The sequence below is a fragment of the Streptomyces sp. NPDC006512 genome (genome assembly GCF_040611935.1).
Classification (GTDB): domain Bacteria; phylum Actinomycetota; class Actinomycetes; order Streptomycetales; family Streptomycetaceae; genus Streptomyces.
In genome coordinates this window covers 99199-111191 of sequence record NZ_JBEXPG010000027.1, presented here as the reverse complement: position 1 = coordinate 111191, position 11993 = coordinate 99199, and the positions used below count along the sequence as shown (strand labels likewise).

The 11993-nt window shown below is 69.7% G+C and carries 11 protein-coding genes and 5 pseudogenes; 7 read left to right on the top strand and 9 right to left on the bottom strand.

Annotated elements, in window-relative coordinates; translation table 11 throughout:
* Nucleotides 1–182: 182 nt before the first annotated feature.
* Nucleotides 183–314: pseudogene (locus ABZZ17_RS20615) on the bottom strand (recombinase family protein); the annotation flags it as partial.
* A gap of 71 nt (nt 315–385) precedes the next feature.
* Nucleotides 386–1246 (bottom strand): annotated as a pseudogene (locus ABZZ17_RS20610) (helix-turn-helix transcriptional regulator).
* Nucleotides 1247–1541: 295 nt separating this feature from the next.
* Here ABZZ17_RS20610 and ABZZ17_RS20605 point away from each other — a divergent pair.
* On the top strand, nt 1542–1757 hold the full coding sequence (locus ABZZ17_RS20605; protein WP_356877728.1) for a hypothetical protein: 216 nt from the start codon (nt 1542–1544) through the stop codon (nt 1755–1757).
* Between the two features lie 340 nt (nt 1758–2097).
* On the opposite strand, the gene ABZZ17_RS20600 is transcribed toward ABZZ17_RS20605, so the two are convergent.
* The 4 genes from ABZZ17_RS20600 to ABZZ17_RS20585 all read right to left on the bottom strand — a co-directional run bounded on the left by ABZZ17_RS20600 (nt 2098) and on the right by ABZZ17_RS20585 (nt 5154).
* Nucleotides 2098–2277, bottom strand: coding sequence for a hypothetical protein (locus ABZZ17_RS20600; protein ID WP_356877727.1), 180 nt, complete (start codon nt 2275–2277; stop codon nt 2098–2100).
* A 131-nt stretch (nt 2278–2408) separates the two neighbouring features.
* Nucleotides 2409–3059 (bottom strand): fasciclin domain-containing protein, encoded by a 651-nt coding sequence (locus ABZZ17_RS20595; protein ID WP_356877726.1) that lies wholly within the window; start codon nt 3057–3059, stop codon nt 2409–2411.
* 91 nt (nt 3060–3150) lie between these two features.
* Nucleotides 3151–4734 (bottom strand): molybdopterin-dependent oxidoreductase, encoded by a 1584-nt coding sequence (locus ABZZ17_RS20590; protein ID WP_356877725.1) that lies wholly within the window; start codon nt 4732–4734, stop codon nt 3151–3153.
* Between the two features lie 147 nt (nt 4735–4881).
* Entirely contained in the window at nt 4882–5154 is a 273-nt protein-coding gene (locus ABZZ17_RS20585) for an MMPL family transporter (protein WP_356877732.1), read from the bottom strand.
* A gap of 84 nt (nt 5155–5238) precedes the next feature.
* Here ABZZ17_RS20585 and ABZZ17_RS20580 point away from each other — a divergent pair, with 84 nt between their 5' ends.
* Nucleotides 5239–5700, top strand: a complete 462-nt coding sequence (locus tag ABZZ17_RS20580) for a hypothetical protein (protein WP_356877724.1) — start codon at nt 5239–5241, stop codon at nt 5698–5700.
* A 36-nt stretch (nt 5701–5736) separates the two neighbouring features.
* Here ABZZ17_RS20580 and ABZZ17_RS20575 read toward each other — a convergent pair.
* Nucleotides 5737–5874, bottom strand: a pseudogene (locus ABZZ17_RS20575) (IS630 family transposase); the annotation flags it as partial.
* A gap of 92 nt (nt 5875–5966) precedes the next feature.
* On the opposite strand from ABZZ17_RS20575, the gene ABZZ17_RS20570 reads away from it, so the two are divergent.
* The gene (locus ABZZ17_RS20570) at nt 5967–6464 is read left to right on the top strand and encodes a MarR family transcriptional regulator (protein WP_356877723.1); all 498 of its coding nucleotides are present in this window, start codon (nt 5967–5969) and stop codon (nt 6462–6464) included.
* Between the two features lie 150 nt (nt 6465–6614).
* Complete coding sequence (locus tag ABZZ17_RS20565) at nt 6615–8744, top strand: MMPL family transporter (RefSeq protein ID WP_356877722.1); 2130 nt, start codon at nt 6615–6617, stop codon at nt 8742–8744.
* 345 nt (nt 8745–9089) lie between these two features.
* On the opposite strand, the gene ABZZ17_RS20560 is transcribed toward ABZZ17_RS20565, so the two are convergent.
* On the bottom strand, nt 9090–9329 hold the full coding sequence (locus ABZZ17_RS20560; RefSeq protein ID WP_356877721.1) for a chaplin: 240 nt from the start codon (nt 9327–9329) through the stop codon (nt 9090–9092).
* 452 nt (nt 9330–9781) lie between these two features.
* On the opposite strand from ABZZ17_RS20560, the pseudogene sigK reads away from it, so the two are divergent.
* From sigK to ABZZ17_RS20545, 3 genes and pseudogenes are all read left to right on the top strand, one after another.
* Nucleotides 9782–10306: pseudogene (gene sigK, locus ABZZ17_RS20555) on the top strand (ECF RNA polymerase sigma factor SigK).
* A complete protein-coding gene (locus ABZZ17_RS20550; protein ID WP_356877731.1) occupies nt 10285–11049 on the top strand; it encodes an anti-sigma factor in 765 nt (254 codons plus the stop codon). Before sigK ends, ABZZ17_RS20550 begins: the two are co-directional and overlap by 22 nt.
* Before the next feature lie 25 nt (nt 11050–11074).
* Nucleotides 11075–11356: pseudogene (locus tag ABZZ17_RS20545) on the top strand (redoxin domain-containing protein); the annotation flags it as partial.
* A gap of 129 nt (nt 11357–11485) precedes the next feature.
* Here the strand turns inward: ABZZ17_RS20545 and ABZZ17_RS20540 are convergent.
* Nucleotides 11486–11935: an SRPBCC family protein gene (locus ABZZ17_RS20540; RefSeq protein WP_356877720.1), complete on the bottom strand. Its 450-nt coding sequence runs from the start codon at nt 11933–11935 to the stop codon at nt 11486–11488.
* Nucleotides 11936–11993: the final 58 nt, after the last annotated feature.

The following is an 11993-nucleotide window of genomic DNA, read 5'->3' as shown; positions in this document are numbered from 1 at the left end:
ACGGCAGACAACCTCGGCCTGGCTGCCGAGGGGAGCTCGTCGATGTACCACCGGTCCCGCTCCAGCCAGACGGCAGCCCGGTCCCCCGCCCGGAGGCGGCGATCATCTCGTCCCGATGACCAGTGACGCCGCGGGGCCGGCACCGCCCTCCCCGCTGACCGCCGAACCACTATCCCTCGTCGTCGGACCCGGATGCGGGTGCTGATCTTCTCGCTGAAGATCCGGTCGCGGTCGATCCCGTGCCCGGCGAGGGCGTCGAGCTGGGAGTCGAGTTCCTGCCCGAGGGTCGAGCAGCGGGCGTAGCCGATGCGGATGTCCGCGCACGCAGCGTCCGGGACGGTCGGCGTCGGCGGAGGAGTGCCGGGCCGCCAGGCCTGCCCGGCACCTACCTGGCGGTCAGCAGCTCCTGGGCGGCGCGGGCAATGAAGTCACGGGTGTCCTGCGGATTCAGCGCCTTGGCCTGGAGGTGGTCATACATGACGCTGTACTGCTGTACGTCGGACCGTTTCTCCAGATAGAGGTCGCTGGTGAACCGCTCCAGATAGACCGTCCCCGCCATACTGTCCGGGAAGCGGAGAACGGAGAACTGCCCCGAGACTCCCGGATGGGCCCCCGCTCCGTGCGGCAGGACCTGCACGGTGATGTGCGGCTGCATGCCGAGGCGGTTCAGGTACTCGAGCTGCTCGCGCATGACCGTAGGACCGCCGACCACACGGCGCAGTGCGGACTCGTCCGGCACGATCCATAAGCGCAAAGGGCGTGCCGGGTGGTGGGCGCGGTGCTGGCGGCGCAGCCGGACCTCGAGGCGCGTGGCGATCTGTTCCGCGGTGGCCAGAGGGATCGTTTCCTCGATGACTGCCCGGGCTTAGGCGGGGGTTTGCAGCAGGCCGGGGATCACCAGGGGCTCGTAGGAGTGGATCGAGGAGGCTGCCGTTTCCAAGCCGATGTAGACGGCGTACGGGACTTCGCCGCAGGCCACCCACCAGCCCTGCCGGTCCGATTCCGTGGCCGCCTGCATCAACGAATCGACGGCCTGCGGGTCTGTGACTCCGTAGAGGCCGCACAGGTCCCGCACATCACGGGGCCTGATGGCTCGGCGGCCGTTCTCCAGGTGACTGATCTTGGGCTGGGAGATCAGCAGGCGTTCTGCCACCTCCGTACTGGTCAGGCCACTGGCCTGCCGGAGCCGGCGCAGCTCCGCGCCCAGCCGGCGTCGTCTGACGGTCGGGTTTCCATTCCCCGCCACGGCGGTCTACCTCCGGCTCGGGACTGTCTGCCAGCCACAGGAACTACGGGCCGGGCCAGGCGGCTCACCGTACGGGGACGATCAACGGGCCCTGCCGGTGAGTGTCACGCCACGTGAACGCAGGCGCGTGCACCGCCCGAGCAGGATCCACCCAGACGCCACGATCTTTCACCTATCCGCCGGAACAGTCCGCCTACCCGTTCAGCTCCGCGTAGGGACATGGCCGGTCGCAGGGCGCGCCAGCTATCGGTCAGGTCGCCGACCAACGGTCAGGGTCGCAACCAGGACAGGAGGAGTGGAGAGCGGTGCGGATCCCGGCCAGTTCGGTGCGCGCGGCGTAGTTCTCCTCGTGGCGGTGGAGCCGGCCGTACGGTCGCAGAAGGTCAGTGGGCTGCCGGCCGGGCAGCACTCCCTCCCCGTCGGCGCGCACGCGCAGACCGTCACCTTCGCGGCCGGGCTCGAAGCCGGCCTCGGCCAGAAGCCGCATGATCTCGCCGAGAAGATCATCTAGTTCGCTCCCGCGCGTCGCTGCTGGGGGTGCGTGCGACTCGGGGACTGCGGGCTCGGCTTCCCCGAGACCGGATCTTCCCTTGAAGGAAGGGCACTGGCTCGGGTTGTGCCTCCGGCATCTGCCTCCTCCCATCCGGGCCCCGCACAGCCGGGCGTCACCCGGGACAGTGAGATCGAGTTATGCGAGTAATTCCGGGGCGCGGACGGAGTTCTGGGGCACCGCCGTCCGGGTCGTTCTCTGGGCAAGGACCGTCGATGAGAGTCCGTCCCAGGGCCCCGGCGTCAAGCGGCCGGGGGCCCTGGGACGGACTCCGATCTACGGAAGTGGCTGTGCGGGCTGGCTACTTCTGCGTGCCGGCAGTGAGCCGGCCGCGGGTGAGAAGGGTGAAGCCGGTCAGGGCTCCAGCGGCCGCGAGGGCCTGGATCAGGGCCATCGGGGCGGCGCTGTCGGTGAGGCCGGCGAGGGGTGAGACGAGGGCGCCGATGAGGAAGCTGGTGGAGCCGAACCGGTCCCGCGTCACAGAGCTCCCTGTGGGTCGGGGCCGGGGCGTGCTTCTGGCATGGCCCGGCTGCTGGCCAAGCCGGTGGCCCTGCACGCCCCGGCAACAGGGGTGCAGGGCCACCTGGCATTCCTGGGCCGAGGCAGGGGGTGTTACTTCGGCATCAGGACGCTGTCGATGATGTAGACGTTGGCGTTGGCGGTCTTGACGTTGCCGCAGACCACGTTCGCGGTGTCATTTGCCTTGTAGGCCTCTCCGGAGCCGGTGGTGGTGACCATGCCCTTCTGGAGGGTCTCGAAGCTTCCCTTCTCCAGCTGCTTGGGAGTGAGCTTCTGGCCGACGACGTGGTAGGTAAGGATCTTGGTGAGCTGCTCCTTGTCGGCCAGGACCTTGTCGAGGTCGGCCTTCGGGATCTTCGCGAAGGCGTCGTTGGTGGGCGCGAAGACGGTGATGTCCTTGGCGTTGTTGAGGGTGTCGACCAGACCGGCCTGCTTGACGGCGGCGACCAGGGTCGACAGGGCCGGGTTGTTGGACGCGGCGGTGGCGACCGGGTCCTTGGCCATGCCGTCGAAGGAGCCCGCGCCGTCCTTCGGCACGCCGGCGCAGGCCGGGCCGAAGGGCTTGTCGCCAGTCATCCCCTCGCCTGCCGGGGTGCTGGCGTCGGTCTTGGCCTCATCTCCGGCGGCCGCGGTCGGGGCGGCCTTGGTGTCGCTGCCGGAGTCGGAGCAGGCGGCAAGGGAGAAGGGCAGCAGGGCGGCTGCGGCGACGGCGATCGCGGTACGGCGGATCTTCATGCTGTTCATTACGGTTTGCTCCTTGGGAAATCGTCTTCAGGGGTTTCGATGGATGCTGGTTGTGCTGCCGGATCCGGTCCTGAGCGGGCGTTCCGGTGGGTTAGGGGATGGTGACGAAGACGCTGTGCCAGCCGCTGGCTCCGTCGGGGATGGTCCGGGTGCGGTCTTCGGTCTGCACCGCTCCGGTGCCGTCGGTGGCGCGGACGGTGATGGTGTGTCCGCCCGGGGTGGGGTTCCAGCGGTAGGACCACTGGCGCCAGGTGTCGATGGTGTCCTGGGCAGCGAGGTCTGCGTCCTGCCACGGCTCGTCGTCGATCCGGACCTCGACGCGGGTGATGCCGCGGCGCTGGGCCCAGGCGACACCGGCGACCGTGACGGGGCCGGCGGCGGGACGTCCGAACGGCTTGGGGGTGTCGATGCGGGCCTGCGTCTTGATGGGCGCCTTGCGGGCCCACTTGCGCTTGACCCAGTAGGGGTCGTAGGCGTCGAACGTGGTCAGTTCGATGTCTTCGATCCACTTGCAGGCGGACACGTAGCCGTAGAGGCCAGGAACGAGCATGCGGACGGGGAAGCCGTGGTCGAAGGGCAGCGGTTCGCCATTCATGCCGATCGCGAGGATGGCGTCGCGGCCGTCCATGAGGTCCTCGACCGGGGAGCCGAGGGTCATGCCGTCCACGGAGCGGGCCACCAGCTGATCGGCTCTCCCGCCCTTCGAGGGAGGCCGGACGCCGGCCTCTTGCAGGAGGTCGGCTAGGGGGACTCCGAGCCAGCGGGCGTTGCCGATGTAGGGTCCGCCGACCTCGTTGGACACACACGTGAGGGTGATGTCGCGTTCGATGAGCCGGCGGGCCAGGAGCTGGTCGATGGTGTAGGTGCGGGGCCGGGTGACGCCTTTGCCGTGGATCCGCAGCCGCCAGGTACCCGCGTCGATCTTGGGAACGACGAGTGCGGTGTCGACACGGTAAAAGTCCCGGTTCGGTGTCGTGAAGGGGCTGATGTCAGGCACCTTCAACTGGGCGCCCGCCGGGACGGCAGGGGCCGGTGAGGCCGGCTGGGGAAGGGCGAGGGCATTGCGGGAAGCCACGACGCCCTCACCCCGCCGGCCGGCGAGGAACCGGCCAAGTGCACCGGCGGAGGCGGCAGCGCCGGCGGTCACGGCGGCAGCTGTCAAGAACCCCCTCCTGCTCCATCCCGAGCCGTCGCTTTCGCCGCCTGCCGGTGCGGGGGCTGATGCCTTGCCCGCCAGGAGATAGAGGATGCCGGCGCCGGCTACTGCTCCGGCGATCGAGGGAAGGGCGTCACCGATTCCGGCAGAGTCTGGCCGGCTCCAGGCCGCGGCCGCGCCGGCGATACCGAACAGCAGCACGCCGGCTGCGCCGCTCCGCCGGTGACGCAGGCTCAGCGTGCCCAGGCCGATGGCGAACAGCGCGAGGAGGGCAAGGATCCCGAGCTGCAGGACGGTCTTGTCGTTCTCTCCGAACGTGCGGATCGCGAAGTCCTTGACCGGTGCCGGCGTCCGGTCGATGACCGCGCCGCCCACCACGGTCACCGGTCCCGCAGCGGGCCGCACCAGAGCAGCGGACAGCTCAGCCACGGCCAGAGCCGTGAACGCGGCCAGGAGACCGGCCAGCGCGCCGAGCGCGGCGCGGAAGAGGGTGCTGCGGAAGCTGCTCACACCCGTCATTCGGCAGCACCCGCCCGGCAGATTGGTGCAACACCCAAAGGAGTGAACCGATCGCCTGTGTTGCCTTCGCAGCCGGTCGTCGCCGCCTTCGTGCGTCCCTGGTCACGGACGCGCGAGGGGGCGGCTGGGTCACGTCCAGGGGTGCGGTCAGCTCAGGCGGACGGGCCACCAGGTGCGGTGTCCGAGGCCGAGGATGAGCGCGGGGCCGAGGAACAGGCGTACCAGGAGGGTGCCGATGAGGACACCGTGGGCGACGATGCCCCAGATCTGTGCCAGGGAGAGCGGGGGCATGACTGCCAGCGCGGCGAAGGTGGCGGCCAGGATGAGTCCGGCGGCGCTGATGACGCCGCCGTGATCACCACCAGCGGCATCAGCAGGCTGCGGTACACCAGCAGCGCAATCACCAGCACGCCGCCGCAGCGACGGCTAGTGCTGTGACCGGATAGGTTCGCCGGGTCTGACGACGAGACGAGGAGCGGACGGTGGCGGGCGTGGGGGCGGGCGATGAGTGACAACTACCTGACGGTGATTCCGACCGATCCGTACTGGCAGCCCAGTAAGGATGCGGCGGACCGTGCTGCGGTTGTGTTGTCCGGGATGCTTTCTGACGACGACGCCCGACGTGGTCTGGAAGCCAGGTGGCACGACAGCGTCGAGGTGGTCCACTGCTTCGCCAACCTGGAGAGGATCTCCTGCCCGCAGTGCGGCACGGAGCTCGCACCCGGCTGGTGGGGTGATGCTGTCTCGCAGTGCTACGACGAGGGCTTTTCGACGCTCATGGTGACGGTTCCCTGCTGCGACGTTGAGACGTCGCTTAACGAGCTGGTGTACGACTGGCCGATGGGGTTCGCGCGGTTCAGGATCGAGGTTTTGTATCCCAACCGGGCTTGGCTGACCGACGGGGAGTTGGCCTCTCTCGCGGGTGCGCTCGGACATCCCCTGCGACAGATTCTCATCCATATCTAGGGCTGTGACCAGGCAGGTTCGGCGGCGTGGCCAGGCTGCGGTTTTGAGGGGGCGTCCGCCCCAGCGGATGCCCTTTTCGCTGCGGATGCGGGCGCGCTCGCGGCATTGGGCGGCCAGGACGTCGGGGTGGCGGGCGTTGGCATTGCGCCAGCGCAGGTGCCGGTGCAGTTCACGGGGAAGGACCGGATGACCGCACGGCTGCTTCCTGACGGCAAGCGCCGGCCCTCGGGCATGGGAAGCCGTGAATGCTTCTATACGCTGGGAAGATGGCGGCATCGGGAATGCGGGAAACCAGCGGAGGCATCCCTGACGGGGGCAGTGGAGCGAGCCTCCAGGAGTTCGCCGTGCAGTTGCGACGCCTGAACGGCGAGATCAATCGCCTCGTTCACGGATTCGCCCACGGTCAGGGGCTGCACCCCACGGACGTGCAGGCGCTGTCCGTCATCCTCGACAGCGCCGAGCCGCTTACACCCGGCCGCCTTCGCGAGCACCTCGGACTCACCTCGGGCGCTGTCACCGCCTGCCTGGACAGGCTGGAGCGCGCAGGTCACATCGCGCGCTCCAGAGAGAGCGAAGACCGCCGCGTGGTGCACATCCGTTACGCGGAAGGGGGCAGGGCCGCGGCCCGCTCGTCCTTCAGGCCGCTCGCCGCGGCCACCGACAGCGCCCGGCAGCGGTTCAGTGAGCAGGAGCTCGCCGTCGCCCTCAGATTCCTCGCGGCCGTCAACGAGGAGCTCGGCGACCTCCGCACGCCCGGGCGCTGAACCCTCGCCCGGGTGCATCCCGATCGGCCCCTCCTGGGGAAGACCGGGTGTGCGCCTGGGGCGACGGGGAGGCGTGGTCTCCACGTGATCTAATCTATTTCAATCATTGAGATTCTTCATCAGTGAGTTAGATCTGTTTCCGGGAGCGTCATGTCCGCAGGTTCATCACGGTTCGCCCGATGGCTGGTCCCTGTCTTCCTGGTCATCGTCTGGCTGCTCGTCGGCGGCGGGCTGGGCCCGTACGCCGGAAAACTCGGCGAGGTCGCCACCAACGACCAGGCCGCGTTCCTGCCGCGCAGTGCGGAGTCGACCCGGGTCGTCGAGGCGCAGAAGGCCTTCCGGCAGGACGAGAGCCTGCCCGCGGTCGTCGTGTGGACCACGAAGAAGGCGCCGGCCGAACTCTCGGTCCAGCAGCAGGAGGAAGCCACCAGGGCCCTGGAGGGCCTCACCGGCACCGACATGGTGGCCGCACCCTCCTCTCCCACGGTGCTCTCCACCGACGGCCAGGCCCTCCAGGGCGTCGTCCAGCTGAAACCCGACCTCGGCGAAGAACTGCCCGCCGCCCTGCAGGCCATCGCGGACGCCGCAGCTCAGGTGCCCGGTACGGTCGCGCAGGTAGCAGGCCCCGCCGCCAGCCAGGCTGATCTCGCGGACGCCTTCGCCGGCATCGACGGACTGCTGCTCGCCGTGGCGCTGACCACGGTCCTGCTGATCCTCCTCCTGGTCTACCGCAGCGTGCTGCTGCCCGTGGTGATCATCGTCGGCGCCGTGTTCTCCCTGGGGCTCGCCTGCGCCCTCGTCTACGCCCTCGCGGACCACGGCGTCGTACGCGTCGACGGACAGGTACAGGGGATCCTGTCGATCCTCGTGATCGGCGCCGCCACCGACTACGCCCTGCTGCTCACCGCACGCTTCCGCGAGGAACTCTCGCAGCGCGACGACCGCTACGCCGCCGTCCGGGCTGCCCTGCGCCGGTCGGCCGGCCCCATCACCGCGAGTGCCGCCACCGTCGCCCTCGGCCTGCTGGCCCTGCTCCTGAGCGACCTCACCAACAACCGCGCCCTCGGCCCCGTAGGAGCCATCGGGATCCTGTGCGCGGTCCTGAGCACCCTGACCTTCCTGCCGGCGGTCCTGCTCCTTCTCGGCCGCGCCGCCTACTGGCCCGCCAGGATCCGCCCCGCAGGCGAGAGGGGCACGGGCCACGGCATCTGGGAAAGCATCGCGGACCTCGTCGGCCGGGCCCCGCGCAAGGTCTGGGCCATCAGCCTCGCCGCACTCCTGGCGTGCGCGGCGTTCGCACCGACCCTCCATGCCAAGGGAGTGCCCCTGGACGAGATCTTCGTGAACGACGCACCCTCCGTAGCCGCTCAGCAGACCCTGAGCCGGCACTTCCCCGGAGGCTCCGGAAACCCCGCGGTCATCATCGCCGACAAGGCCCGCATCGCCCAGGTCACCGAAGCCGCCGAGAACACCGAGGGCGTCGCCACGGTCATCCCTGCCACCGCCGCCGGGCCCGCCGGCGGAGCTCCGCTCGTCGCGGACGGACGCGTCCGCCTCAACGCCACCCTGGACGCCCCCGCGGACAGCAGCGCCGCCCAGCAGACCGTCGCCCGGCTGCGCCAGGCCGTCCACGCCGTGCCGGACGCCAACGCCCTCGTGGGCGGCTACACCGCCCAGCAGTACGACACCCAGCGCACCGCGGAGCACGACCGCACCCTCATCATCCCGGTCGTCCTCGTGATCATCCTGGCCATCCTCATCGGCCTGCTCCGCTCCCTGGCGATGCCCCTGCTCCTGGTCGCCACCGTCGCCCTCAGCTTCGTCGCGACCCTGGGCGTCTCCGCCCTGGTGTTCCAGCAGCTCCTGGGATTCAGTGGAACCGACTCCTCCGTACCGCTGTACGGTTTTGTATTCCTCGTCGCGCTGGGCGTCGACTACAACATCTTCCTGATGTCCCGGGTGCGCGAGGAATCACTCCTGCACGGCACCCGCCGGGGAGTGCTGCGCGGGCTGATCGCAACCGGTGGTGTGATCACCTCCGCGGGCGTCGTCCTGGCCGCCACCTTCGCGGCGCTCGGCGTCATCCCCCTGGCGTTCATGCTCCAGATCGCCTTCATCGTCGCCTTCGGCGTCCTCCTCGACACCCTTGTCGTCCGCTCACTCCTGGTCCCCGCCCTCGTCCGGGACATCGGCCCGGCCGCATGGTGGCCCGGCAGACTCAGCCACATCGAAAACCAGGACCCGCAGGCCATGGCGGACGACTCCGCTGATTCGCCGTGAACCAGTGCGCACCGATGATTTACTCCGGAGCCGGTCGCCCGCGCCGCCGGTGTGGCGGTCGCCGCTGACCTCGCCAGAGCTGTGGTCGTGGCGCGACCGAAGGTGGGTGCCTCCGGTGCGGGATGAGCCATGCGAGCGAAAGTGCGGACGGGGGCTGGGACGTGTGACAGAGCCGACGGGCTGCGGGGGTGCTGTGGGTGGCTGTGCCGACAACCACCCACAGCTGACCTGCCAGTCGAGGCCTGGTCACGCCACAGCCGCGCCCCCCTCTGTGCGACCGGCAGGCCACCGGTCCGGGCCACCCCGTCTTCTCGGCCTCGGACCGGGGTCTTGAAGCGGTGCGGGTCAGGCGTTGATGCAGGTGTTGCCGAAGGAGGGGTTCAGCAGACCGATGACGCTGACGGTGTTGCCGCACGCGTTGACGGGAATGTGGATCGGCACCTGGATGAGGTTGCCCGATCCCACCCCCGGCGAATAGGCGGCAATTCCCCGCGCGCCCGCGTCTGCGGATGCAACCGACCCGCCTGCCACCACCACCGCGCTGGCCGCCAGGGCCACGGCCAGACCTCGTCGCACACGAACCATTTCTCTGTACCTCCGGTGAGAACACGCGGCCGCGCGGAGGTCCCGCGCGGCCGATGGAGAAGCCTCGAAAACCCTTCTCGGCTCCCGCACACGCCGTCTTCGCGGCCGCTTGCCCGCTGGCTTGGCGTAGTGCGCCGGCTCCCCTCCAAAGGGTTAGCCCCGGGCGGCGTGGCTGACGAACAGGCTCCCGTCCGCCGTGCGGTCCGCTACGACGAACCACTGACACACGCACAGGTTTCCAAAAGCCGGACCGTCCCGCGGGGGGGGGGGCGGTCCGGCCCGCACAGACGAGACTCAAGGACCGGCATGCGATGGACGCCCCGCCCCAGGAAGGCCGACCCAGGCCGCCTCTTCGCCTGCTCACCACGGCTGGAGCGCCGCAGGTGAATCAACCGATCCCCTTCAACAGCGGCCGCTCCGACGACCCCGCCCGCAGCGACCTGAGCGACGTCATGCAGAAGGTGGCCCACGGTGACAAACAGGCGTTCTCCGTCCTCTACAACGCCCTCGCATCTCTGGTCTTCGGGATCGTGGTCAAAGTGGTCCGCGACCGGGCTCAGTCCGAGGAGGTCGCCCAGGAGGTGATGATCGACCTGTGGCGGCAGGCGGCCCGCTACCGCAGCGACGCCGGCTCCGTTGCCACCTGGGCGGCGACGATCGCCCACCGGCGGGCCGTGGACCGGGTCCGCTCCGCCCAGGCATCCGCCGACCGCGAGCAGGCCCAGGCCGCCCGCGAGCACACCACCGCCTTCGACGAGGTCGCCGAACAGGTCGAGACCCGCCTGGAGTCCGAGCAGGTCCGCCGCTGCATGCGCGGCCTGACCGAAATCCAGCGCCAGGCCGTGACTATGGCCTACTACCAGGGCCTGACCTAGCGTGAAGTCGCCGAAGCCCTGCGCACACCGGTTCCCACGATCAAGACACGCATGCGCGACGGGCTGATCCGGCTCCGCGACTGCATGGGGGTGACCGCATAAAACACCACGCCACCGACGCCCTTACCCTCGTCGCCGCCTATGCCCTCGGTGCACTCGAGGACGGCGAACGCAAGGACTTCCACGCTCACCTGCAGGCCTGCGAGGCCTGCCGGCAGGAAGCCGCCGAGTTCGAGGCGACCGCAGCCCGACTGGCGGCAGCCGTCTCCCAGCCGCCGCCCGCCGCGGCCAAAGCGCAGGTCATGGCCGCTATCGACGGCGTACGCCAGCTCCCGCCGCGCATCCCGCCGCCCGCCGCGAAACCCGCCTCCGGCATGCTGCGCCGCAGGGCCGTGCCCCTGGCGCTGGCCGCCAGCGTGGCAGCCGCCGCCCTGGGCGGCATCGCGGCATGGCAGACGCAGAACGGACAGAACCTCAAGCAGCAGGCCCGCCAGGCCCAGCAGCAACTCGATGCGGTCAGCACCGTCCTGGCGGCCCCGGATGCGCGCACCGTCCACGGCCGGGCAGCCAACGGCGCCCTGACCACCGTCGTCGCCTCCGACCGGCAGAACAAGGCCGTCTTCACCGCCGCCAACCTGCCCGCACCCGCAGCAGGCAAGACCTACCAGCTGTGGCTGGACCACGACGGCACCATGCGCCCGGCCGGACTCATCGACGACGACGGCACCGTCGTCCTGACCGGCAACCCCGCCGACGCGGGCGCCGTCGGGCTCACACTGGAACCCGCCGGAGGCTCTCCCCAGCCCACCACCGAGCCTCTGCTTTTGATGACCCATCCCGCCTGACCGGGCGCCCACCGCTCTACCCGAGATGCCTGCACCCATCCCCAATCGAGGTTCTCTCGTGGCAAACACCCCGAAGATCGGGGACATCGTCGGTGACTCCCGCCTGCCCGGCGGGCGCCTGGACGGCGACACCTTCCACCGCACCGAATACACCCTGTGCAAGCAACGCGGTCAGCCCCTCGTCCTGGCCTTCTACCCCGGCGACGACACACCGGTGTGCACCGCACATCAGTACTCGTACTCTGACGGCCTGGCCCAGCTCCAGGCCGCCGGAGGCCTCGTGTGGGGCATCAGTCCGCAAGGGATCGACAGCCACCCCGCCGTCGAACCGTCCGGCAGTCGGGGCATCGGCCGTCATGGCGGCGACCCGATCGGCGACGGGCCCGAGGGTCCCCCGGCGGCGGGACTCCCCCGCCGGGGACCCGCGATACAGGCGTCAGACCTCGCCGCGCCAGGAGCCAGTCTCGCGGCCGCGCTCCTCGATGTATTCCTTGAACCGCTTCAGGTCACCGGTGATCTGCCGCTTGACGAAGCCGAGCTTGTCGCCGACGTTCTCCGCGAAGCCCTCCGGGTCGTAATCGAGCTGCAGCATCACCTTTGTCGTGTTCTCGTCCAGGCGGTGGAAGGTGACCACACCGGCCTGCTGCACGTCACCGCCCAGCGTCGTCCACGCGACCCGCTCGTCGGGGATCTGCTCGGTGATCTCCGCCTCGAACTCCTTGGTCACCCCGCCGACCTTCGTGACCCAGTGCGTCATGGTGTCGGTACGCTGCTCGATGCGCTCCACACCCTCCATGAAGTGCGGGAACGACTCGAACTGCGTCCATTGGTTGTACGCGGTACGCACGGGGACGTCGACCTCGACAGACTCTTCGACCTGCGACACAGGAGCATCCTTCCGCTCTGGCGGCCGGGCAGTGCCCGGCCGTACCCGGGGAGCCCTT

Coding starts and splice junctions, on each gene's coding strand:
- ABZZ17_RS20595 (WP_356877726.1), bottom strand. CDS start 3,059: ATGAACAGCATGAAGATCCGCCGTACCGCGATCGCCGTCGCCGCAGCC.
- ABZZ17_RS20590 (WP_356877725.1), bottom strand. CDS start 4,734: ATGACGGGTGTGAGCAGCTTCCGCAGCACCCTCTTCCGCGCCGCGCTC.
- ABZZ17_RS20580 (WP_356877724.1), top strand. CDS start 5,239: ATGAGTGACAACTACCTGACGGTGATTCCGACCGATCCGTACTGGCAG.
- ABZZ17_RS20570 (WP_356877723.1), top strand. CDS start 5,967: ATGGCGGCATCGGGAATGCGGGAAACCAGCGGAGGCATCCCTGACGGG.
- ABZZ17_RS20565 (WP_356877722.1), top strand. CDS start 6,615: ATGTCCGCAGGTTCATCACGGTTCGCCCGATGGCTGGTCCCTGTCTTC.
- ABZZ17_RS20560 (WP_356877721.1), bottom strand. CDS start 9,329: ATGGTTCGTGTGCGACGAGGTCTGGCCGTGGCCCTGGCGGCCAGCGCG.